Source organism: Pseudomonas jinjuensis (genome assembly GCF_900103845.1).
Taxonomy (GTDB): Bacteria; Pseudomonadota; Gammaproteobacteria; order Pseudomonadales; family Pseudomonadaceae; genus Pseudomonas; species Pseudomonas jinjuensis.
This window is the reverse complement of sequence record NZ_FNIJ01000009.1, coordinates 146,675-171,180: the sequence shown is the minus strand read 5'-3', so window position 1 is coordinate 171,180 and position 24,506 is coordinate 146,675. Positions and strand designations below refer to the sequence as shown.

The following is a 24,506-nucleotide window of genomic DNA, read 5'->3' as shown; positions in this document are numbered from 1 at the left end:
AATCCCATGTAGGAGCGGGCCATGCCCGCGAAATCCCGGCGCCGCCGATGTCGCGGGCTATCCACCGAACAAATCCCACGCGCTCCTGGGAAATTTCCGGCACGCCCCTTGCTATGCCTCCTCCGACCGACAGTTCGATGACGTCGGAAGGAAGAGAGAGCCGCATGATGCAAGCCGCCAACAGCCAGTCCCTGCCCACGCCGCCGAACGCGGTGGAGGAGAGCAGCCGCGCCGGCCTGGAACAGGCCCTGACCCTGTTCAGCCAGATGTCCAGCCAGCTCAACGAGTCCTACAGCCTGCTGGAGGCCCGCGTCTCCGAGCTGAAGGGGCAGCTGGCGCTGGTCAGCGCGCAGCGCATGCAGGAGCTGGCGGAAAAGGAGCGCCTGGCCAACCGCCTGCAGAGCCTGCTCGACCTGCTGCCCGGCGGCGTCATCGTCATCGATGGCCAGGGCGTGGTGCGTGAGGCCAATCCGGCGGCGCGCGGGCTGCTCGGCCAGCCGCTGGTGGGCATGCTCTGGCGCCAGGTGATCGCCCGCTGCTTCGCGCCGCGCGAGGATGACGGTCACGAGATTTCCCTGCGCGATGGCCGCCGCCTGTCCATCGCCACCCGTTCCCTGAGCGGCGAGCCGGGGCAACTGGTGCTGCTCAACGACCTCACCGAAACCCGTCGCCTGCAGGACCAGTTGGCCCGTCACGAGCGCCTGTCCGCGCTGGGGCGGATGGTCGCCTCGCTGGCCCACCAGATCCGCACGCCGCTGTCCGCCGCCATGCTCTACGCCAGCCACCTGAGCGAGCAGCAGTTGCCGCTGGAACAGCAGCAGCGCTTCGCCGGCCGGCTCAAGGATCGCCTGCACGAGCTGGAGAACCAGGTCCGCGACATGCTGGTGTTCGCCCGCGGCGAGCTGCCGCTGCCGGATCGGCTGAGCCCGCCGCAGCTGCTCGCCAGCCTGCGCGCGGCCGCCGAAGCCCACGTCGAAGGGCTGCAGATTCGCTGGCAGTGCGACGTGCGCGGCGGCGAGCTGCTGTGCAACCGCGACACCCTGGTCGGCAGCCTGCTCAACCTGATCGAGAACGCCATCCAGGCCGCCGGCCGCGAGGTGCGCCTGAAGGTCCACCTGTATCGCCGCGACGACAGCCTGCGCCTGTCCATCGCCGACGACGGCCCGGGCATGGACGCCGCCACCCTGGCGCGCCTCGGCGAACCCTTCTTCACCACCCGCAACACCGGCACCGGTCTCGGCCTGGCCGTGGTCAAGGCCGTCGCCAGGGCCCACCAGGGCGAGCTGCGCCTGCGCTCGCGGCCGGGCCGCGGCACCTGCGCCACCCTCATCCTGCCGCTGATCGCCGCACCCGCTTCCCCGAACAAGGAATGAACGCCATGTCCGCCAAAGTCCTGCTGGTCGAAGACGACCGCGCCCTGCGCGAAGCGCTGTCCGATACGCTGCTGCTCGGCGGCCACGAGTTCGTCGCGGTGGACTGCGCCGAGGCGGCGCTGCCGGCGCTGGAGCGCGAGGCGTTCGACCTGGTGATCAGCGACGTGAACATGCCGGGCATGGACGGCCACCAGTTGCTCGGCCTGATCCGCGCGCGCCATCCGCAGCTGCCGGTGCTGCTGATGACCGCCTACGGCGCGGTGGATCGTGCGGTGGAAGCGATGCGCCAGGGCGCCGCCGACTACCTGGTCAAGCCCTTCGAATCGAAGGCGCTGCTGGAACTGGTGGCTCGCCACGCCCTGGGCCGCGCGACGGCGGGCGAGGGCGACGGCCCGGTGGCGCTGGAGCCGGCCAGCCGGCAACTGCTGGAGCTGGCCGCGCGGGTCGCGCGCAGCGATTCCACCGTGCTGATCTCCGGCGAATCCGGCACCGGCAAGGAGGTGCTGGCGCGCTACATCCACCAGCAGTCGCCGCGCGCCAGCGGGCCGTTCATCGCCATCAACTGCGCGGCGATCCCCGACAACATGCTCGAAGCGACCCTGTTCGGCCACGAGAAGGGTGCCTTCACCGGCGCCGTCGCCGCCCAGCCGGGCAAGTTCGAGCTGGCCGACGGCGGCACCATCCTTCTCGACGAGATTTCCGAGATGCCCCTCGCCCTGCAGGCCAAGCTGCTGCGCGTGCTGCAGGAGCGGGAGGTGGAACGGGTCGGCGCGCGCAAGCCGCTGAGCCTGGACATCCGCGTGCTGGCCACCAGCAACCGCGACCTGCTCGGCGAAGTGGCGGCGGGGCGTTTCCGCGAGGACCTCTACTACCGCGTCTCGGTCTTCCCGCTGGCCTGGAAACCGCTGCGCGAGCGCCCCGCGGACATCCTGCCGCTGGCCGAGCGCCTGCTGGCCAAGCACGTGCGCAAGATGAACCATCCGCCGGTGGGCCTCTCCAGCGATGCCCGCGCCGCGCTGCTGGCGCATGCCTGGCCGGGCAACGTGCGCGAGCTGGACAACGCCATCCAGCGCGCGCTGATCCTGCAGCAGGGCGGGCAGATCGAGCCGCTCGACCTGTGCCTGACGGCGCCGATCGGCCACGCGGTGTTCGCCGCTCCGCCGGTCTTCGCCCAGCCGGCGCCGACCCCGTCCGCACCCGCCGAGGCAGCCGGCGCGCTGGGCGAGGACCTGAAGCGGCGCGAGTTCCAGATGATCATCGATACCCTGCGCAGCGAGCGCGGCCGCCGCAAGGAAGCCGCCGAGCGACTGGGCATCAGCCCGCGCACGCTGCGCTACAAGCTGGCGCAGATGCGCGATGCGGGGATGGATGTGGAGGCGTATCTGTACGCCAGTTGAGCGCTTTTTCCCTGCCCGCCGGATATCGGCACCGAAATGGCGGGTTTCACTCGCCCTACATGTCGTCATTTTTATGACGGGCCGTTTTCAGGGCTCGCCGCAATTCCATGCCGCCCGTTCCGTGCCATCAATTAAATAGCACCGTGCTATCAATCCTTCCCGCCTGATTAACAATTTTTTGGCGCTTTGCGATTGCAATTTGCAGTGGTCGGAGTAAAAGTCAATTCGCCGACACTAAAATTGTTTCTAAAGATTTCAAAATGCGCCGTGTCAGGAAATGCTTCGTGGATGCATGGTTAGCGGATGCAAAACGCGTCATGGCGGTATCCGCCAGAAAATCGCTGCAATCCTTGAAACACCCGGCGGGCGCAGGGGTCAGGCAGACCCTGGAGAAAGACCTTTTGAAAGGGGGGATATCGATGGAGATGTCCCATGAAAACGCCGAAAACCGGCTCCGCAAGGACCAGGACAACAAGACTCGTTTCGCGTTTGACACAACTCGCCGGCCGGGCCGCATCCGGCTGCAAATCCCCCAAGGTGCCCGGCACGCTGCTTCTGCTGGGCCTGTCGATAGCCACCGCCGCGGCCTCGCTGGACTATTTCGGGCCGCCGCCACCCGGTGACCCTTCCGCTTTCACCGATCCGTCGAAAGACCCGAAAGCCTACCTCCTGGAGGGCGTGGAGGAAGCCAACGCCGGGGCTTTCGTCCAGGCCGGCGGGGTGGAGGGCAACCGCAAGACACCGCTGAAGGAAAACGTCCTGCCGCCGAATGCGCAGACCTCCTTCAACATCCCCACCAACGGCAAGCCGAGCCCGCTGTTCGGCGCCCAGCCGTTCACCCAGTCGCTGCTGCTGTTCGAGGAATTCGGCCCGGAGGCCTATCAGAGCAATCCCGATCCCTATCCGGGTGGCTTCCCGGTGCCCAAGCCGGGCAAGGCTCCGGAGCAGGACCCCATCGTCGCCCGCAGCGGTCCGTCGGCTGCCGATCTCGATGCATTCCTCGACTTCTCCGGCCTGTATCCCGCGCCCACCGAGTTTTCCAACGACCGCGACCGCAACCCCTGGTCCGCCCAGGTGAGCGCCTTCCTCAAGCGCGCCGTGTACTCCCCGGCCGAGGGACGACCGCCGGGACGGGGCTGGGCGCACCAGCGCTACAACGAGTTCTTCCCGCAGGAGGAGTTCAAGACCGTGCAGGCGGGGGTGCGGGTCAACGGTGGCGCGCGCGACCGCTACCAGCAGCATGGCTACACCGGCGGTGAATTCGCGCCCGGCGGGTTGTACTACAGCACCTTCCACTTCAATGGCGACAGCAAGGTGGCGGCCATCGACATTCATGGCACCACCCGGGGCATCGGCGTGCGCTTCCACCCGGACATGCCGGTGCAGGATCACAAGAGCCTGTGGACCTTCGACGGTACCTTCCCGCCCAAACTGCTGATGGTGCGCTACGGCCAGCCGATCGTGATGCGTCACTACAATGCGCTGCCGATCGACCCGGCGGCGAACATGGGCTTCGGCCTGCACACCATCACCACCCACGAGCACAACGGCCACAGCCCGGCGGAGAGCGACGGCTACGCCAATGCGTTCTTCTTCCCGGGGCAGTACTACGACTATCGCTGGCCGCTGCAGCTGGCCGGCTACGACAGCATCAACACCACGGCGAGCGACCCGCGCGCGGCCTTCCCCTGCGAGCCGGGCGAGACGCTGTACGTGAACGATGCGAACCCTGGCCTCAAGCAGTGCATGAACGGCCGCATCAACATTCGCGGCGACTGGCGCGAGACCATGAGCACCCACTGGTACCACGACCACATGCTCGATTTCACCGCGCAGAACGTCTACAAGGGCAACGCCGCGATGATGAACTACTACAGCGCCATCGACCGCGGCTACGAGGGGCCGCTGATGGACCAGTACGACCCCAACCTGCGCTTCCCCAGCGGCACCGCGCGGAACTGGGGCAACCGCGACTACGACGTCAACCTGCTGATCGCGGACAAGGCCTGGGATAAGAATGGTCAGCTGTGGTTCAACCCCTTCAATACCGACGGCTTCCTTGGCGACCAGGTGCTGGTCAACTGGCAGTACAAGCCGTACATGGACGTGCGTGCGAGGAGCTACCGCTTCCGCATCCTCAATGGTTCGGTGTCGCGCTACATCAAACTGGCCCTGGTGCGTGAGGTGCAGGGCAGCGGCGGCGAATTGAAGGGGCCGAGTTCGAAGATCTCCTACGACCGCGTGCCGTTCCACATGATCGCCAACGACGGCAACATCATGGAGCACGCCGTGCCCTTCGACGGCAGCATGGACCTGAACGGCAACGGCGACCTGAAGGACAACTTCGGCATCCTGCCGGTGCAGGGCATCGCCGAGCGCTACGACATCGTCGTCAACTTCGGCAAGAACGGCATCAAGCCGGGCGACAGGGTCTACTTCGTCAACCTGGAAGAGCACGACACCGGCAAGGGCACCAAGGAGGCGATCTCCCTGGCCGACGTGCTGTCCGGCAAGTACAAGCCGGTGCTGAAGGATGCCGACCGGCCGGAAAAGACCAAGTGGGACAAGGGTGACCCGGGCGTCGGCATTTTCCTGCAACTGCGCGTGCAGCCCTACGGTGGCCAGGACCTGGCGATGAATCCGGCGGACTACGAGCCGGCCAAGCCGGCGATCGGTGGGCACCCGGCCAAGCCGGAAGGCAAGCTGATGATTCCGCTCACCCTGCACCGCAACGACCCGGCCGACAAGGCGCTGCTCGCCCAGGCCCGCCACCGCACCTTCCTCTTCGGCCGTTCCAACGGTACCGACGAGCAGCCCTGGACGATCAAGACCGACGGCGGCGACGGCTTCAACATGGACCCGCGGCGCATCTCGGCGGCCCCGCAACTGGCCAGCGGACCGACGCCAGCCGGCGCGCCGACCACCCCGGGCACCCTGGAGATCTGGAACATCGTCAACGGCGGCAACGGCTGGGAGCACCCGGTACACGTGCATTTCGAGGAAGGCATCATCCTCAGCCGCGGCGGCAAGGCGCCGCCGGTGTGGGAGCAGGGCGCGCGCAAGGACGTGTATCGCATTGGCGATGGCAATCCGGAAAGCGGTGAGCAGGTGGAGATGGCGATCCACTTCCGCGAATTCGCCGGAACCTACATGGAGCACTGCCACAACACCCAGCACGAGGACAATTCCATGCTGCTGCGCTGGGACGTCGAGCATCCCGGCCAGGTCCAGCTGATGCCGACCCCGCTGCCGACCTGGGATGGCGTGACCTACGCAGCCTCCGCAGCCCTGCCGACCTACCACCGCGGCGACGGCAAGGGGCCGCAGGTGCAGGCGAAGAACTGATCCATCCCTCCGACCGGCCGGGCCGCAGTCCGCAAGGGCGCGGCCCGGCTGCCCCTTTCGAGGTCAGAATTTTTCGTTCTGAGCCTTCCCTCGCAAAGAGTCGAATGACAGCAGAATCGACAAGATCGTCATTTTGTTGACGTTGTCTTTTCAGCGCCTGATTCGACCCGTCTCCCTCAGGCACCTTTCTAGAGCCGTTTCGCTATCCGATTGGAAGAATCCGCAAGAAATCTAATTGCACTTTGCTATTGGGGTGCTGGTTGCGATTAACAATAATTTGACTTTTTTCATTTGAAAAATACGATTACAGGTACAAAAGTCAAATTACTGACAATGATGAGCCGCAGAGAATGCGGCCTGAGCTCTTTTTGCCTTGCGTTTTTCCATATAAAACAAAGATGTGGATTTCATAACCACATTATTAGCCAAAACCGTCAAGGTATTGGGGAATTGACGGGGGTGAGTGCCCGGCCACGAGTGCCGGGCGCTATGGCATGAAATGGATCGAGGCAAACCAGGGTTATTCCGCAAGAAGGAAGTATTCCGCGGGGGAATAACAATGGAGATGCCGTATGAGAACGCTAAAAGCCACCAAAGGCAGGGCTAGGGCAGAAACAACCACCCGTTCGAAAAACAGGGAATCCAGGATCGTACCCGGCGCATTCCTGTTGCTGGGGCTTTCCGTGGCGGTGGCCGCCGCCTCGCTGGATTACTTCGGGTCTCCGCCACCCGGAGACCCTTCGGCCTACACCGACGCGCCGAAGGACCCGGCGGCTGTCCTTCTCCAGGGCGCGGACCTGGCCAACGCCGGGGCTTTCGTGCAGGCCGGCGGGGTGGAGGGCAACCGCAAGACGCCGCTGAAGGAAAACGTCCTCCCGCCGAATGCGCAGACCTCCTTCAAGATTCCCACCAACGGCAAGCCGAGCCCGCTGTTCGGCGCCCAGCCGTTCACCCAGTCGCTGCTGCTGTTCGAGGAGTTCGGTCCGGAGCCCTTCGAGCCCAATCCCGAACCCTATCCGGGCATCTTCCCGCTGCCCAAGCCGGGCTATGCGCCGGAGCAGGACCCCATCGTCGCCCGCAGCTCCCCGCGGGGCGTGGAGCTGGACGCCTTCCTCAGCCATCCGGGGTTGTACCCGCTGCCCACCGAATACGCCAACGACCGCGATCGCAACCCCTGGTCCCCGCAGGTGAGCGCTTTCCTCAAGCGCATCGTCTATTCCCCCGCCGAAGGGCGGCCGCCGGGACGGGGCTGGGCGCACCAGCGCTACAACGAGTTCTATCCGCAGGGTGAGTTCAAGACCGTGCAGGCAGGGGCGCGGGTCAACAACGGACCGCGCGACAGCTACCAGCTGCACGGCTATGCCGGCGGCGAGTTCGGGCCGGGTGGCCTGTACTATTCCACGCTCACCTACCAGGGCAGCCTCAAGGTTCCGGGATACCGGGTCCAGGGCTCGACCAAGGGCATCGGCGTACGCTTCCACCCGGAAATGCCGGTGCAGAACCACAAGAGCCTGTGGACCTTCGATGGCACCTTGCCGCCGAAGCTGCTGATGGTGCGCTACGGCCAGCCGATCGTGATGCGCCACTACAACGCGCTGCCCATCGATCCGGCGGCGAACATGGGCTTCGGCATCCACACCATCTCCACCCACGAGCACAACGGCCACAATCCGGCCGAGAGCGATGGCTATACCAATGCCTTCTTCTTCCCGGGGCAGTACTACGACTATCGCTGGCCGCTGCAGCTGGCGGGCTACGACAGCATCAACACCACGGCGAGCGACCCGCGCGCGGCCTTCCCCTGCGAACCGGGCGAGACGCTGTACGTGAACGACGCGAATCCCGGCCTGAAGCAGTGCATGAACGGGCGGATCAACATCCGCGGCGACTGGCGCGAGACCATGAGCACCCACTGGTACCACGACCACATGCTCGATTTCACCGCGCAGAACGTCTACAAGGGCAACGCCGCGATGATGAACTACTACAGCGCCATCGACCGCGGCTACGAGGGGCCGCTGATGGACCAGTACGACCCCAACCTGCGCTTCCCCAGCGGCACCGCGCGGAGCTGGGGCAACCGCGACTACGACGTCAACCTGCTGATCGCGGACAAGGCCTGGGACAAGAACGGCCAACTGTGGTTCAACCCCTTCAACACCGACGGTTTCCTCGGCGACCAGCTCCTCGTCAACTGGCAATACAAGCCCTACATGGACGTGCGCGCGAGGAGCTACCGCTTCCGCATCCTCAATGGTTCGGTATCGCGCTACTTCAAGCTGGCCATCGTCAAGGAAGTGAAGGGTACCGGTGGCGAGTTCAAGGGACCGAGCACGACGGTTTCCTACAGCCGCGTGCCGTTCCACATGATCGGCAACGACGGCAACATCATGGAGCACGCGATTCCCTTCGACGGAACCATGGACCTCAACGGCGACGGCGACCTCAAGGACAACTTCGGCATCCTTCCGGTACAGGGCATCGCCGAGCGCTACGACATCATCGTCAACTTCGGCAAGAACGGCCTCAAGGCGGGCGACAAGATCTACTTCGTCAACCTGATGGAGCATGACACCGGCAGGGGCACCAAGCAGGTGATCCCGCTGGCCGACGTGCTGTCCGGCAAGTACAAGCCGGTGATCAAGGACGCCGACAAGCCGGACAAGGCCAAGTGGGAAAATGGCGACCCGGGCGTCGGCATCTTCATGCAGATGCGCGTGTACTCCTACGGCGGCCAGGACCTGGCGATGAACCCGGTGGACTACGAGCCGGCCAAACCGGCGGTCAATGGGCAGCCGGCCAAGCCGGAAGGCAAGAAGATGATCCCCCTGCACCTGGATCGCGACAGCCTGGCCGACAAGGCGCTGCTCGCCCAGGCGCGGCACCGCACCTTCATCTTCGGCCGCTCCAACGGCACCGACGAGCAGCCCTGGACCATCAAGACCGACGGCGGAGACGGCTACCAGATGGACCCGCGGCGCCTCACCGCAGCGATCCAGCTGGCCAGCGGACCGACCAAGGGCGGCGCGCCGACCACCCCGGGCACCCTGGAAATCTGGCGCATCGAGAATGGCGGGGACGGCTGGGAGCACCCGGTGCACGTGCACTTCGAGGAAGGCATCATCCTCAGCCGCGACGGCAAGATGCCGCCGGTATGGGAGCGCTGGGCACGCAAGGACGTGTACCGGATCGGCGGCTTGTTCGACAGCAGCGAAGTCGTCGAAGTGGCGCTGCGTTTCCGCGAATTCGCCGGGACCTACATGGAGCACTGCCACAACACCCAGCATGAAGACACCTCCATGCTGCTGCGCTGGGACGCCGAGTATCCCGGCCAGGTCCAGCTGATGCCGGCGCCGCTGCCGACCTGGGATGGCGTGACCTATGCGCCGTCCGTGGCGCTGCCGACCTTCCGCAAGGGCGACGGCAAGGGGCCGCAGGCGGGGAACTGATCGATCCCCAGCCAGCCGGACCGCAGGGACGCGGTCCGGCAGCTTTGCCCGTCAGAATTTTTCGTTCCGAACACTCCCCGTTAAAGAATCCAATGCCGGCAAAAAACGCGGATTCGTCATTTTATTGGCGTTACATTTTCAGCGGGTCATATGACCCACTCGTCCCAGGCGCCCGGCTAGAGCCATTTTGACGCTCTTTTGGAAATCTTTTGAAAAACTTAATAGCGCAGTGCTATTAGTTTGCCATCTTCCATTAACAATAACTTGACTACTTGAGATTGCAAAATGCATTGATCGGTATAAAAGTCAAAGTGCTGACTGAATTTGGGTCACAAAGAACGCGGCCAAGACTCTTTGCCTTGCGAATTTCCATATAAAACAAAAAGTAAGTACGAATAACGGCATCATGAGCTGGAAACGTCAAAGTACGGGGAGATCGGGCGAAGTGGCGGCCCGGCGCGAGTGCTGAAGCGCTTCGGCATGAGATGGATCGAGGCAAACCAGGGTTATTCCACAAAAGGAGGTGTTCCGAAGGGGGGAATAACAATGGAGAAGCCGCATGAGCATCCAAGAGGCCAATACAGGCACGACCAGGGCAGAAAAAAACACTCCATCCACTCGAAGCAGGAAATCCAGCAACCTCCCCGGCGTGTTCCTTCTGCTGGGGCTATCGGCGGCGGTGGCAGCCGCTTCACTGGAATATTTCGGACCTCCACCACCCGGCGATCCCTCCGCCTACACCGACCCGCCGAAGGATTCCAGGGCCTATCTGCTGGAAGGCGCGGAATTGGCCAACCTCGGCGCCTTCGAGCAGGCCGGCGGCGTAGCTGGCAGTCGCAGGACCCCACTGGCGGAAAACGCCCTGCCACCCAGATCGCAGACCTCCTTCAAGATACCCACCAACGGCAAGCCGAGCCCGCTGTTCGGCGCCAAGCCCTTCACCCAGTCGCTGCTGCGGTTCGAGGAGTTCGGTCCGGAGCCCTTCGAAGCCAACCCCGAGCCCTATCCGGGCGGCTTCCCGGTGCCCAAGCCGGGCAGCGCGCCGGAACAGGACCCCGTCGTCGCCCGCAGCTCGCCGGCGAGCGCCGAGCTGGACGCCTTCCTCAGCCATCCGGGGCTGTACCCGCTACCGGCGGAGTTCTCCAACGACCGCGACCGCAACCCCTGGTCCCCACAGGTGAGCGGCTTCCTCAAGCGCGCCCTGTACTCCCCGGCCGAGGGCCGGCCGCCGGGACGGGGCTGGGCGCACCAGCGCTACAACGAGTTCTTCCCGCAGGGCGAGTTCAAGACGGTGCAGGCAGGGGCGCGGGTCAACAACGGACCGCGCGACAGCTACCAGTTGCACCATTACCTGGACGGCGAGTTCGGGCCTGGCGGCCTGTACTACAGCACATTCGCCTTCCAGGGCAGCGCCAAGGTTCCGGGATACCGGGTCCAGGGCTCGACCAGGGGTATCGGCGTGCGCTTCCACCCGGACATGCCGGTGCAGGATCACAAGAGCCTGTGGACCTTCGACGGTACCTTTCCGCCCAAACTGCTGATGGTGCGCTACGGCCAGCCGATCGTGATGCGCCACTACAACGCGCTGCCGATCGATCCGAGCGCCAACATGGGCTTCGGCATCCACACCATCACCACCCACGAGCACAACGGTCACAGCCCGGCCGAGAGCGATGGCTTCACCAACGCCTTCTTCTTCCCGGGGCAGTACTACGACTACCGCTGGCCGTTGCAACTGGCCGGTTACGACAGCATCAACACCACGGCGAGCGACCCGCGCGCGGCCTTCCCCTGCGAGCCGGGCGAGACGCTGTACGTGAACGATGCGAACCCGGGGCTGAAGCAGTGCATGAACGGCCGCATCAACATCCGCGGCGACTGGCGGGAAACCATGAGCACCCACTGGTACCACGACCACATGCTCGATTTCACCGCGCAGAACGTCTACAAGGGCAATGCCGCGATGATGAACTACTACAGCGCCATCGACCGCGGCTACGAGGGGCCGCTGATGGACGCCAGCGACCCCAACCTGCGCTTCCCCAGCGGCACCGCGCGGAGCTGGGGCAACCGCGACTACGACGTCAACCTGCTGATCGCGGACAAGGCCTGGGATCGCAACGGCCAGCTGTGGTTCAACCCGTTCAACACCGATGGCTTCCTCGGCGACCAACTCCTGGTCAACTGGCAATACAAGCCCTACATGGACGTGCGCGCGCGCAGCTACCGCTTCCGCATCCTCAACGGCTCGGTGTCGCGCTACTTCAAGCTGGCCATCGTCAAGGAAGTGCAGGGCAAGGGCGGCGAGTTCAAGGGCGAGAGTTCGAAGGTGTCCTACGACCGCGTGCCGTTCCACCTGATCGCCAACGACGGCAACATCATGGAACACGCGGTTCCCTTCGACGGAACCATGGACCTGAACGGCAACGGCGACCTGAAGGACAACTTCGGCATCCTGCCGGTGCAGGGCATTGCCGAGCGCTTCGACATCATCGTCAACTTCGGCAAGAACGGCCTCAAGCCGGGCGACAGGATCTACTTCGTCAACCTGATGGAGCATGACACCGGCAAGGGCACCAAGGAGGCCATTCCGCTGGATGAAGTGCTGTCCGGGGACTACAAGCCGGTACTCAAGGACGCCGACCGGCCGGAAAAGACCAAGTGGGACAAGGGTGATCCGGGCGTCGGCATCTTCTTCCAGCTGCGCGTGCAGTCCTACGACGGCCAGGACCTGGCGATGAACCCCGAGGAATACGAGCCGGCCAAACCGGCGACCAGGGGCAAGCCGGCCAAGCCGGAAGGCAAGAAGATGATCCCCCTGCACCTGGACCGCAACAGCCCGGCCGACAAGGCGCTGCTCGCCCAGGCGCGGCACCGCACCTTCATCTTCGGCCGCTCCGATGGTACCGACGAGCAGCCCTGGACCATCAAGACCGACGGCGGCGACGGCTTCAACATGGACCCGCGGCGCATTTCCGCAGCGATCCAGCTGGCCAGCGGACCGACGCCGGGCGGCGCGCCGACCACCCCGGGCACCCTGGAGATCTGGCGCATCGAGAACGGCGGCAACGGCTGGGAACATCCGGTCCACATTCACTTCGAGGAAGGCATCATCCTCAGCCGCGACGGCAGGACGCCGCCGGCATGGGAGCGCTGGTCGCGCAAGGACGTCTACCGGGTGGGCGGTGATTTCGACAGCAGCGAAGTCGTCGAGGTGGCGCTGCGCTTCCGCGAGTTCGCCGGGACCTACATGGAGCACTGCCACAACACCCAGCATGAGGACACGTCCATGCTGCTGCGCTGGGACTCGGAATATCCCGGCCAGGTCCAGCTGATGCCGACGCCGTTGCCGACCTGGGATGGCGTGACCTACGCGCCGTCCGTGGCGCTGCCGACGTACCGCAAGGGCGATGGCAGGGGGGCGCAGGCGAAGAACTAGAGAACAGGGCGGGGAATGGGCCGCGCCAGGGGATTGGCGCGGCCTTTTTATTGGATGTCATTCGTCGTCCCCGCGAACGCGGGGAACCAATGAATCGTCGTGTGTAGGGTGGATCACGCTCCATCGATCCACCATGGCTGCGCAGGCGGCCCCTGGGGTGGTGGATGGAAAAGCGCCATCCACCCTACGCCCGCGGACAGCCCGTAGGGTGAATAACGCCGAAAGCGTTATCCACCATCCGAGAGGTACGCACGCACCGAACCTGTAGGAGCCAGCTTGCTGGCGAAGCCGGGCGATCCGGTGGCGTTGGCGTACCCGGCATACACCGATGATCGCCAGCAAGCTGGCTCCTACGAAAAGCCCATCGCCGCACCAGTTCGACGAGTTCACCAACCTGGCACCCTTGTTGCAGATCACCCCGGCAAAACCCGCGCGGCGTCAAAAAAGCCGCGGTCAGTCGGAGGGAAGGTGATGAGTCAGGGTGTCGAGTTCAATCGTCTGTTGCTGGAAATGCGCTCCATGCAGATGGAAGCCATGGCCAAGGCACGGCCGCAGCAAACGGAGCAGGTGCAGGGCATGCCCAGCTTCCAGGACCTGCTCGGCCAGGCGGTGAACAAGGTCAGCGCCACCCAGCAGACCGCCAGCGACATGGCCAGCGCCTTCGAGATGGGCCAGGGCGGCGTCGACCTGACCGACGTGATGATCGCCTCGCAGAAGGCCAGCGTTTCCTTCCAGGCCATGACCCAGGTGCGCAACAAACTGGTACAGGCCTACCAGGACATCATGCAGATGCCGGTGTGAGCGGCGGGGACGAGTGATTCATGGCTGAAGCCGTAGACAGCCGGGTACCCGCCAAACTGGGCGCGGACCTGCCGAAGAAGCCGCTGGTCGGACTGGCGTTCCTCGAGAACCTCGCGGACCTGCCGATGCTGCGCCAGGTCGGCCTGCTGGTCGGGCTGGCGGCGAGCATCGCCGTCGGTTTCGGCATCGTGCTCTGGTCGCAGCAGCCGGACTACAAGCCGCTCTATGGCAGCCTCAACGGTGTCGACGCCAACCGCGTGGTCGAGGCGCTGACCGTTGCCGACATCCCCTACAAGGTCGAACCGAATTCCGGCGCGCTGCTGGTCAGGGCCGACGATCTCGGCCGCGCGCGCATGAAGGTCGCCGGCGCCGGCGTGGCGCCCACCGACAACAACGTCGGCTTCGAGATCCTCGACAAGGAACAGGCCCTCGGCACCAGCCAGTTCATGGAAGCCACCAACTACCGCCGCGGCCTGGAAGGCGAGCTGGCGCGCACCGTGGCCAGCCTGAACAACGTCAAGGCGGCGCGGGTGCACCTGGCAATCCCGAAGAGCTCGGTGTTCGTTCGCGACGAACGCAAGCCCAGCGCCTCGGTACTGGTCGAGCTGTATGCCGGCCGCACCCTGGAACCGAGCCAGGTGCTGGCGATCGTCAACCTGGTGGCGACCAGCGTGCCGGAGCTGGAGAAAGGCCAGGTCACGGTGGTCGACCAGAAGGGCAACCTGCTCTCCGACCAGCAGGAGCTGGCCGAGCTGAGCATGGCCGGCAAGCAGTTCGACTACACCCGGCGCATGGAAGGCCTGTTCACCCAGCGCGTGCACAGCATCCTGCAGCCGGTGCTGGGCAACGGCCGCTACAAGGCGGAAGTCTCCGCCGACGTCGACTTCAGCGCCGTGGAGTCCACCTCCGAAACCTACAACCCGGACCAGCCGGCGCTGCGCAGCGAGCAGAGCAACAGCGAGGAGCGGCAGACCGCTTCCGGCCCGCAGGGTATTCCCGGCGCGCTGTCCAACCAGCCGCCCGGCCCGGCCAGCGCGCCGCAGCAGACCGGCAACCGCCAGGCTGCCGACTTCGTCGCCCCCGGCCAGCCGCTGAAGGACGCCAGTGGCCAGCCCATCATCGATCCGAAGACCGGCAAGCCGGAGCTGGCGCCGTATCCCACCGACAAGCGCGCGCAGAACACCCGCAACTACGAGCTGGACCGCTCGGTCAGCTACACCCGCCAGCAGCAGGGCCGCCTGCGCCGGCTTTCCGTCGCGGTGGTGCTGGACGACAAGACCATCGTCAATCCGAAGACCGGCGAGGTCAGCCACCTGCCGTGGAACGCCGAGGAACTGGCGCGCTTCACCCGCCTGGTGCAGGACGCGGTGGGCTACGACGCCAGCCGCGGCGACAGCGTCAGCGTGATCAACGCGCCGTTCGCCGCGGAGCAGGGCGAGGAGATCGTCGCGCCGCCGTTCTATTCGCAGCCGTGGTTCTGGGACGTGGTCAAGCAGGGCCTCGGCCTGGCCTTCCTGCTGGTGCTGGTGCTCGGCGTGCTGCGCCCGGTGCTGAGCAACCTCAGCGGCAGCAAGAGCAAGGAGCTGGTGCCGGTCGAGCCGGGCATCGGCGAGCTGTCGGCGCTGGACAGCGACCTGGCGGAAGACCGCGTCAGCCTCGGCGGGCCGCAGAGCATCCTGCTGCCGAGCCCGACCGACAGCTACGAAGGCCAGCTCAACGCGATCAAGAACCTGGTGGCCCAGGACCCGGGCCGCGTCGCCCAGGTGGTGAAGGAGTGGATCAATTCCGATGAGTGATACCCGCGTGACCGCCAAGCTGAACAAGGTCGACAAGGCCGCCATCCTTTTGCTGTCCCTCGGCGAGACCGATGCCGCGCAGGTGCTGCGCCATCTCGGGCCGAAGGAAGTGCAGCGCGTCGGCGTGGCCATGGCGCAGATGCGCAACGTGCAGCGCGAGCAGGTCGAGCAGGTGATGGGCGAGTTCGTCGCCACCGTCGGCGACCAGACCAGCCTCGGCGTCGGCGCCGACAGCTACATCCGCAAGATGCTCACCCAGGCCCTCGGCGAGGACAAGGCGAACAACCTGATCGACCGCATCCTCCTCGGCGGCAACACCAGCGGCCTGGACAGCCTGAAATGGATGGAGCCGCGCGCGGTGGCCGACGTGATCCGCTACGAGCACCCGCAGATCCAGGCCATCGTGGTCGCCTATCTCGATCCCGACCAGGCCGCCGAGGTGCTCGGCCACTTCGAGCACAAGGTGCGCCTGGACATCGTCATGCGCGTGTCGGCGCTGAACACCGTGCAGCCGTCGGCGCTGAAGGAACTCAACCAGATCCTCGAGAAGCAGTTCGCCGGCAACAACAACTCCACCCGCACCACCCTGGGCGGCGTGAAGCGCGCGGCGGACATCATGAACTACCTGGACAGCTCGGTGGAGGGCGCGCTGATGGACTCCATCCGGCAGGCGGATTCCGACCTGTCGGTGCAGATCGAGGACCTGATGTTCGTCTTCGACAACCTCGCCGACGTCGACGACCGCGGCATCCAGGCGCTGCTGCGGGAAGTCTCCTCCGACGTGCTGGTGCTGGCGCTGAAGGGCGCCGACGAGCCGGTGCGCGAGAAGGTCTTCCGCAACATGTCCAAGCGTGCCGCCGAGCTGCTGCGCGACGACCTCGAAGCGCGCGGCCCGGTGCGCGTCAGCGAAGTGGAGGGCGCGCAGAAGGAAATCCTCACCATCGCCCGGCGCATGGCCGATTCCGGCGAGATCGCCCTTGGCGGCAAGGGCGGCGAGGAGATGATCTAAATGGACGACACCCGCGAGAGCGATGCCGGCGAACTGATCCGCGCCCGTGATGGCCGCGGCTTCGACCTCTGGTCGCTGCCCAGCTTCGACCCGGTGGTCGAGCTGCCCGAGCCGGAGCCCGAGCCGGAAGCGGCGGAGGAAGCCGTCCAGGTCGAGGAAGTCCCGGTGGAGGACGTCAAGCCGCTGACGCTGGAAGAGCTGGAGGCGATCCGCCAGGACGCCTACAACGAGGGCTTCGCCACCGGCGAGAAGGACGGCTTCCACGCCGGCCAGCTGAAGGCGCGCCAGGAAGCCGACGCCATCCTGCAGCAGCGCCTGCACGGCCTGGAAACCCTGATGAGCCAGCTGTTCGAGCCGATCGCCGAACAGGACCAGCTGATCGAGCAGGCGCTGGTCAACCTGGTCCAGCACGTCGTCCGCCAGGTCATCCAGCGCGAACTCGGCCAGGATTCCAGCCATGTCCGCCAGGTCCTGCGCGAGGCACTGAAGCTGCTGCCGATGGGCGCCGACAACATCCGCATCCACGTCAATCCGCAGGATTTCGACCTGATCAAGGCGCTGCGCGACCGCCACGAGGAGACCTGGCGCATCCTCGAGGACGATGCCCTGCTGCCCGGCGGCTGCCGCATCGAGACCGAACATTCCCACGTCGACGCCAGCATCGAGACGCGCCTGGCGCAGGCCACCAAGCAACTGTTCGAGCAGCAGCGCGAACAGGCCACCCACCCGCTGCAGGCGGACCTCGGTATCGAGCTGGAGACGGCCGATGCGCCTTGAGCGGGTCAGCTTCGCCCGCCGCCTGGAGGGCTACACCCGCGCGGTGGACGTGCCGTCCCAGCCGGTGGTGGAAGGGCGCCTGCTGCGCATGGTCGGCCTGACCCTGGAGGCCGAGGGCCTGCAGGCGGCGATGGGCAGCCGCTGCCTGGTGATCAACGACGGCAGTTATCACCCGGTGCAGGTCGAGGCCGAGGTGATGGGCTTCTCCGCCGGGCGCATCTTCCTCATGCCGGTCGGCAGCCTCAACGGCATCGCCCCCGGCGCGCGGGTGGTGCCGCTGCCGGACAGCGGCCGCCTGCCGATGGGCAAGTCCATGCTCGGCCGCGTGCTCGACGGCCTCGGCCGTGCCCTCGACGGCAAGGGCGGGATGCGCGCCGAGGACTGGGTGCCGATCGACGGCCCGCTGATCAACCCGCTGGCGCGCGATCCGATCCACGAGCCGATGGATGTCGGCATCCGCTCGATCAACTCGCTGCTCACCGTCGGCCGCGGCCAGCGCCTCGGCCTGTTCGCCGGCACCGGCGTGGGCAAGAGCGTGCTGCTCGGGATGATGACCCGGTTCACCAAGGCCGACGTCATCGTCGTCGGGCTGATCGGCGAACGGGGCCGCGAGGTGAAGGAATTCATCGAGCACATCCTCGGCGAGGAAGGCCTGAAGCGCTCCGTGGTGGTGGCCTCGCCGGCGGACGACGCACCGCTGATGCGCCTGCGCGCCGCCACCTACTGCACGCGCATCGCCGAATACTTCCGCGACAAGGGCAGGAACGTCCTGCTGCTGATGGACTCGCTGACCCGCTTCGCCCAGGCCCAGCGCGAGATCGCCCTGGCCATCGGCGAACCGCCGGCGACCAAGGGCTATCCGCCCTCGGTGTTCGCCAAGCTGCCGCGCCTGGTGGAGCGCGCCGGCAACGGCGAGAAGGGCGGCGGCTCGATCACCGCCTTCTATACCGTGCTCAGCGAGGGCGACGACCAGCAGGACCCGATCGCCGACGCCGCGCGCGGCATCCTCGACGGCCACTTTGTGCTGTCGCGGCGGCTGGCGGAGGAGGGGCACTACCCGGCGATCGACATCGAGGCGTCCATCAGCCGGGTGATGCCGCAGGTGGTCAGCGCGGAACAGCTTTCCAGCGCCCAGCGCTTCAAGCAGCTGTGGTCGCGCTACCAGCAGAGCCGCGACCTGATCAGCGTCGGCGCCTACGTGGCCGGCGGCGACGCCGAGACCGACCTGGCCATCGCGCGCTTCCCGGCGATGCGCCAGTTCCTCCGCCAGGGCCTGGGCGAAAGCCAGAGCCTGGAGGAAAGCGCGCAGCTGCTGGACGGCGTGCTCGGCGGATGATGGTCATGCAGGGTAATCGATGACCCGCCGCGCCGAACGCCTCGCTCCGGTGGTGGACATGGCTGTCAAGGCCGAACGCGAGGCCGCACGCCAGCTCGGCCAGGTCCAGGCGCAACTGCTGCAGGCGCAGCGCCAGCTCGCCGACCTCGAACGCTACCGCCTCGACTACCAGCAGCAGTGGCTCGAACGCGGCCGCCAGGGCGTCAGTGGCCAATGGCTGATCGACTACCAGCGCTTCCTCGGCCAGTTGGAAGGCGCCGTCGAACAGCAGGGCCGCAGCGTCGACTGGCACCGCGGCGTGGTCGACAAGGCGCGCAACGCCTGGCAGGAGAAATACGCCCGCGTCGAAGGCCTGCGCAAACTGGTCGAACGCTACCGCGAGGAAGCGCGAAGGGCGGAAGACAAGCGTGAGCAGAAGCAGCTCGACGAACTCTCCCAGCGAGTGCGGCATACGCCGTGACGCAGCGGCAGTGACATAACCCCGTCCCGTAGGAGCGAGCTTGCTCGCGAACCTCGGCCCCGCCATTCGCGAGCAAGCTCGCTCCTACAAAAGAGCACGGCTATGGCCCCGCACGGGAGCCTGGGAACGATTGCCGATGCCAACTGTACAAGCGGGCCATGCCCGCGAATCGCGCGCATGGCGCGCGCACCCCCAGCGCGAGCCAGCCCTTTCCTCCGCCCCCGGTTGCCCCTCCCCGGGCAAGCTGCTACATCTTCATCGGCGCACTGGCGCATCCCCAGCATGAGGAGAAGTCCGATGGCCATCACTTCCGTTCCCTCCAGCGACGGGCAGGAGCTGAGCATCGTCATAGAGGGACGTTTCGATTTCGGCGCGCACCAGGAATTCCGCGACGCCTACGAGCGCGTCGAGATCACGCCGAAGCGCTACGTGGTGGACCTCAAGGGTGCCACCTACCTGGACAGTTCCGCGCTGGGCATGCTCCTGCTGCTGCGCGACCACGCCGGCGGCGAGCAGGCGCAGATCAGCCTGATCCACTGCAACCCGGACGTGCGCAAGATCCTCTCCATCTCCAACTTCGAGCAGCTGTTCAGCATCAGCTAGCCGGGGCGCAGCCATGGCCGATTACCTGACGGTACTGATCGCGGAAGACAACGCGGCGGATCGCCTGCTGCTGTCCACCATCGTCAGCCGCCAGGGGCACCGGGTGGTCACCGCGTCCAACGGCCTGGAGGCGCTCGCCCAGTTCTCCCAGGAGCGCCCGCAGCTGGTGCTGATGAATGTGATGATGCCGGTGATGGACGGCTTCGAGGCGGCGCGGCGGATTCGTGCGCGGGCCGGCGAGGAGCTGGTGCCGATCATCTTCCTCACCTCGCTCAGCGCCACCGGCGAGCTGGGGCAGGGGCTCGCGGCCGGCGGCGACGACTTCCTCATCAAGCCCTACAACCGCGTGGTGATCGAGGCCAAGATCCGCGCCATGGCGCGCCTGCATCACCTGCAGCGCGAGGTGCTGGAGCAGCGCGACCTGATCGCCCGGCACAACGAGCACCTGCTCAACGAGCAGCGCGTGGCCAAGGCGGTGTTCGACAAGGTGGCGCACTCCGGCTGCCTCGACGCGGCGAACATCCGCTACCTGCAATCGCCCTTCGCGGTGTTCAACGGCGACCTGCTGCTGGCGGCGTTCAAGCCGTCCGGCGGCATGCACGTGCTGCTCGGCGACTTCACCGGCCACGGCCTGCCGGCGGCGATCGGCGCCATGCCGCTGGCCGAGGTGTTCTACGGGATGACGGCCAAGGGCTACCCGATGCCGGACATCCTCCGCGAGATGAACGCCAAGCTGAAGCGCATCCTGCCGGTGGGCGTGTTCTGCTGCGCGAGCATGCTCAACCTGAGCTTCCACCGCGGCCTGGTGGAGGTGTGGACCGGCGGGCTGCCGGATGGCTTCCTGTATCGGCGTGCCAGCGGCGAGCTGGTGCCGCTGGTATCGCGTCACCTGCCGCTGGGCATCCTCGACGCGGCGTCCTTCGACGATCGCTACGAAGTGCACTCGATGAGCGAGGGCGACCGCGTCTTCCTGTTCTCCGACGGCGTGCTGGAGGCCGCCAATGCCGCCGGCGAGATGTTCGGCGAGGGGCGCCTGCGCGCGGTGTTCGAGGGGCAGCAGGATGCATCGCGGCTGTTCGACGACATCCAGGCGGCACTGTCGCGCTTCCGCGGCGGCGCGGCGCAGGACGACCTGAGCATGCTGGAAGTCGCCCTGGTACCCCAGGCCAGCGTGCAGCGCCCGCCGCTGGCGTTCTCCGACAGCGGCCTGAGCAACCCGCTGGACTGGTCGGCGAGCTTCGAGTTCCGCGCGCCGACCCTCAAGCACTTCAACCCGCTGCCGTTCCTGCTGCAGCTGCTGATGGAAGTTCAGGCCCTGCGGCCCAGGGGCGGCGCCCTCTACAGCGTGCTCGCCGAGCTCTACTCCAACGCCCTGGAGCACGGCGTGATGGGCCTGGATTCCTCGCTCAAGCGCGACGCCCAGGGCTTCGCCCGATACTACGAACAGCGCGCCACCCGCCTGGCACAGCTGCAGGACGGCTACGTGCGCTTCCATCTCGATCTTTCGCCCCATGCCGATGGCGGCGGCCGCCTGCTGATCCGCATGGAGGACAGCGGCGGCGGCTTCGACGTCGACGGCGCCCTGCAGGCCCAGTGCCAGGTCGACCGCTTCTGCGGCCGCGGCCTGACCCTGGTGCGGCAACTGGCGGATAGCTGCCAGTGGTCGGCGGACGGCAAGTCGGTGTCCGTGGAGTTCTTCTGGGAGGCTTCGGCATAATCAGGGAATGAGCAGTCACACCGGGAACCAGCGAATGTCTGATGTGCATCTCGATGACGCGGTACAGAGCGCTCTCCAGGAGGTCATGGAAGACGAATACCCGCTGCTGCTGGACACCTTCGCCGACGACTCGCGGGAGCGCCTGCGCAGCATCCGCCAGGCCGTGGCGCGCGGCGACATCGTCGCGCTGCGCCAGGAAACCCACAGCTTCCGTGGCAGTTGCAGCAACATGGGTGCGCTGCGGCTGGTCGAGCTGTGCAGCCAACTCGAAGCCAGCGCCGTGCAGCGGGACATGACGCGCGCCGGGGAGCTGTTCGCCGAGATCGAGGCGGAATTCGCCACCGTCCTGCGGCTGCTTGGCCGGGCGGCCTGAAAACCTGGCCTGCGCCTTGCTATCTCCGTTCACATCACCTTATCGAACGGAGAACCCCGATGGCTGTCGCCCCGGACCTGCTCTTGACCACGGCCCCTTCCGGCAAGCCCGCCGCGGCGCTGTCCCGGCCGCCTCACAACACGGCGCATGCCGCGCAGGACAAGGGCTCCAGCTTCGCCGACGTCTATGCCAGGGAGAACCGCCCGGCCGCCCCCGAGCGCCCCGCGCATGCCTCCCGCGCCGCTCGCGAACGCCCGCGCGACACCCAGCCCGAACCCGCCGCAGCCGACCGCACCGCCGCTTCTGAGCAGCCAAAGGTTGCCGATGACGGCAAGGACTTGCCGGCCGCCAGCGAGGACAAGGCGGAAACCACCGACAGCACCGCCCAGGACCAGGCCGGCGCGCAGGCCGTGGCGCCGGAGCAGGCATCGCAGGTGCTGGCGAACCTCGGCATGTTCCCGCAGAACGGCGACAGCGACCTGGAAAACCTCAACCAGGCCAATGCCCTCGATCTGGAGGGCGGGCAGAACCTCCAGCTCCAGCAGGACGGCAACGCGCGCGGCAAGCTGGACCTCTCCGCGCTGCAACTGAATGCCGCGCAGCCGCAGGTGGCCGAAGGCGAGGGCGGCGAGGGCGAGCTGCAACTGGCCGCCAGCCTGTTCCGCCTGCCGGAAAAGGCCGCCGATACCAAGCTGGAAGGCCGCAGCGAAACCTTCGCTGCCCGCCTCGACAGCCTGACCCAGGCACTGAATTCCCCCTCGGCGCTGAGCCAGCGGCCGGTGAACCCGCTGCTGCCCGGCCAACCCGTGCCGCTGCAGCACGGCGGCATGAGCGAGGCGCTGGTCGACCGGGTGATGTGGATGTCCAGCCAGAACCTGAAGTCCGCCGACATCCAGATGGAACCCGCCGACCTTGGTCGCCTGGAAGTCCGCATCCACATGAGCCCCGACCAGACCCAGATCACCTTCGCCAGCGCCAACGCCGGCGTCCGCGACGCCGTGGAAAGCCAGCTGCACCGCCTGCGCGACATGTTCGGCCAGCAGGGGATGACCAGCCTGGACGTCAACGTTTCCGACCAGTCGCTGTCGCGCGGGTGGCAGGGACAGCAGGGCGAGGGGCGTGGTGGTTCCGGGCGCGTGGTCGAGGAGGGTGAAGAGCCGGTGCGGGGTGGGGTGATGGAGGTGAGGAGCCAGCCGGGGCGGATGGGAAGGGGGTTGGTGGATTATTTCGCTTGAGGCATTGGTGGAAAACGCTTCGCGTTTTTCTCCCTGCGCCGCGAAAAACGCCATGTGATTTCTCACGCCATGGTTCGGGACCTGTAGGGTGGACGAGGCTTTTTTCGTCCACCACCGACGGCTGGATGCCGCCGCGTACGCTCAGGAGGAGCCATGTCCAACTACCGGCGCGCCCGTGTCACTGGAGCGACCTATTTCTTCACGGTCAACCTGGGTGACCGTTCCAGCGATCTGCTTGTCCGCCATATCGATCTGCTTCGCCATTCGGTTCGACTTGCAAAGGCTCACTATCCCTTTCATATCGACGCCTGGGTGGTCCTGCCCGAACACATGCATTGCCTGTGGACGCTGCCCGAAGGCGACGGCAATTTCTCCACTCGCTGGAAGATCATAAAGTCCGTTTTCTCCAGGCGTCTGCCGAATACCGAAGCAAGAAGCGCCACCAACTTCGCGCGCGGCGAGCGTGGCATCTGGCAGCGGCGTTACTGGGAGCACCTGATCCGGGACGCGGACGATTACCGCCGGCATCTCGACTACATCCATTTCAATCCTGTGAAGCACGGATATGTCCGGTGCGTGCGGGACTGGCCCTTTTCCAGTTTCCACCGCGCTGTCCGGGACGGGATTTATCCGATGGATTGGGGTGGCAATGGTGAGGAAGAAGGTGGAGTGCATTTTGGCGAGTGGCGATAAGATGCATGGCGCATTTGCAGGGTGAGTTTTCGGCCATCTGGTTGAGCCTTGCGATTGATTGGTGGAAAACGCTTCGCGTTTTTCACCCTACGGGGAGTTCGACCGCATCGCGCAAGCTGGCACACCCCTTGCTCCACTCCCTCCATAACCCCTTTCGCGCCGGATTAATGACGGATTCTTGGCATGGCTAGAAAAGATCAGCAGACTCCTTCCCCCATGGCCGGACGGCTGAGCAAGATCAAGCTGCCGCTCCTGCTGGGCGTGGCGTTCCTGCTGGCTATCGGCCTGTCGGTGGGTGGGACCTGGTTCTTCCTGAGCAAGCAGGACAAGGACGAAACGGCCGCCGAGAGCAGCGCCGAGCAGGCCGGGAATGGCAGGAAACCGGCGCTTTATGAGCAACTGGCGCCGGCTTTCGTGGTCAATTTCAGTCAGGGAGGGCGGCCGCGCTACATGCAGGTGTCGCTGGCGCTGATGGGCCGCGACCAGGCGCAGCTGGATGCGCTGCGCGAGCAGATGCCGCTGGTCCGCAATCAACTGGTGATGCTGTTTTCCGGTCAGAATTTCGATTCGCTGACCACGCCGGTGGGCAAGGAAATGCTCCGTCAGATGGCCACCGCCAAGGTCCAGGAGGTGGCGAAGAAGGCCACCGGCAAGGTGGTCGTGGAACAGGTATTTTTCACCAACTTCGTATTGCAGTAGGTGC

17 protein-coding genes are annotated in these 24,506 nt (G+C 65.9%); all 17 read left to right on the top strand.

Features of this window, described 5'->3' with window-relative positions:
- Positions 1-167 precede the first annotated feature (167 nt).
- Entirely contained in the window at positions 168-1,373 is a 1,206-nt protein-coding gene (locus BLR75_RS14655) for a sensor histidine kinase (RefSeq protein WP_084311434.1), read from the top strand.
- Positions 1,374-1,378: 5 nt separating this feature from the next.
- Entirely contained in the window at positions 1,379-2,770 is a 1,392-nt protein-coding gene (gene fleR, locus BLR75_RS14650; RefSeq protein ID WP_084311352.1) for a sigma-54-dependent response regulator transcription factor FleR, read from the top strand.
- A gap of 549 nt (positions 2,771-3,319) precedes the next feature.
- Positions 3,320-6,115, top strand: coding sequence for a multicopper oxidase domain-containing protein (locus tag BLR75_RS14645; protein ID WP_371858119.1), 2,796 nt, complete (start codon positions 3,320-3,322; stop codon positions 6,113-6,115).
- Between the two features lie 572 nt (positions 6,116-6,687).
- Positions 6,688-9,564 carry a multicopper oxidase domain-containing protein gene (locus BLR75_RS14640; RefSeq protein ID WP_090416083.1) on the top strand — a complete coding sequence of 959 codons (2,877 nt, stop codon included), beginning with the start codon at positions 6,688-6,690 and terminating at the stop codon, positions 9,562-9,564.
- A gap of 559 nt (positions 9,565-10,123) precedes the next feature.
- Positions 10,124-13,003 carry a multicopper oxidase domain-containing protein gene (locus tag BLR75_RS14635; RefSeq protein WP_084311349.1) on the top strand — a complete coding sequence of 960 codons (2,880 nt, stop codon included), beginning with the start codon at positions 10,124-10,126 and terminating at the stop codon, positions 13,001-13,003.
- A 471-nt stretch (positions 13,004-13,474) separates the two neighbouring features.
- Positions 13,475-13,804 carry a flagellar hook-basal body complex protein FliE gene (fliE, locus tag BLR75_RS14630; protein WP_084311348.1) on the top strand — a complete coding sequence of 110 codons (330 nt, stop codon included), beginning with the start codon at positions 13,475-13,477 and terminating at the stop codon, positions 13,802-13,804.
- Between the two features lie 20 nt (positions 13,805-13,824).
- Positions 13,825-15,600 (top strand): flagellar basal-body MS-ring/collar protein FliF, encoded by a 1,776-nt coding sequence (gene fliF / locus BLR75_RS14625; RefSeq protein ID WP_084311347.1) that lies wholly within the window; start codon positions 13,825-13,827, stop codon positions 15,598-15,600.
- Positions 15,593-16,609, top strand: coding sequence for a flagellar motor switch protein FliG (fliG, locus tag BLR75_RS14620; RefSeq protein ID WP_084311346.1), 1,017 nt, complete (start codon positions 15,593-15,595; stop codon positions 16,607-16,609). Before fliF ends, fliG begins: the two co-directional genes overlap by 8 nt.
- Positions 16,610-17,386, top strand: a complete 777-nt coding sequence (fliH, locus tag BLR75_RS14615; RefSeq protein ID WP_084311345.1) for a flagellar assembly protein FliH — start codon at positions 16,610-16,612, stop codon at positions 17,384-17,386.
- Positions 17,376-18,722, top strand: coding sequence for a flagellar protein export ATPase FliI (fliI, locus tag BLR75_RS14610; protein WP_084311344.1), 1,347 nt, complete (start codon positions 17,376-17,378; stop codon positions 18,720-18,722). The genes fliH and fliI overlap by 11 nt, the downstream gene beginning before the upstream one ends.
- A gap of 19 nt (positions 18,723-18,741) precedes the next feature.
- Positions 18,742-19,182, top strand: a complete 441-nt coding sequence (fliJ, locus tag BLR75_RS14605; RefSeq protein WP_084311343.1) for a flagellar export protein FliJ — start codon at positions 18,742-18,744, stop codon at positions 19,180-19,182.
- Between the two features lie 297 nt (positions 19,183-19,479).
- Positions 19,480-19,785, top strand: coding sequence for an STAS domain-containing protein (locus tag BLR75_RS14600; protein ID WP_084311342.1), 306 nt, complete (start codon positions 19,480-19,482; stop codon positions 19,783-19,785).
- A gap of 13 nt (positions 19,786-19,798) precedes the next feature.
- Entirely contained in the window at positions 19,799-21,502 is a 1,704-nt protein-coding gene (locus tag BLR75_RS14595; protein ID WP_084311341.1) for a fused response regulator/phosphatase, read from the top strand.
- Between the two features lie 34 nt (positions 21,503-21,536).
- The gene (locus BLR75_RS14590; RefSeq protein WP_084311340.1) at positions 21,537-21,875 is read left to right on the top strand and encodes an Hpt domain-containing protein; all 339 of its coding nucleotides are present in this window, start codon (positions 21,537-21,539) and stop codon (positions 21,873-21,875) included.
- Between the two features lie 59 nt (positions 21,876-21,934).
- The gene (locus BLR75_RS14585) at positions 21,935-23,110 is read left to right on the top strand and encodes a flagellar hook-length control protein FliK (RefSeq protein WP_084311339.1); all 1,176 of its coding nucleotides are present in this window, start codon (positions 21,935-21,937) and stop codon (positions 23,108-23,110) included.
- A 153-nt stretch (positions 23,111-23,263) separates the two neighbouring features.
- On the top strand, positions 23,264-23,803 hold the full coding sequence (locus tag BLR75_RS14580; protein ID WP_084311338.1) for an REP-associated tyrosine transposase: 540 nt from the start codon (positions 23,264-23,266) through the stop codon (positions 23,801-23,803).
- Between the two features lie 183 nt (positions 23,804-23,986).
- Positions 23,987-24,502 carry a flagellar basal body-associated protein FliL gene (fliL, locus tag BLR75_RS14575; protein WP_084311337.1) on the top strand — a complete coding sequence of 172 codons (516 nt, stop codon included), beginning with the start codon at positions 23,987-23,989 and terminating at the stop codon, positions 24,500-24,502.
- The last annotated feature ends 4 nt before the right edge of the window (positions 24,503-24,506 follow it).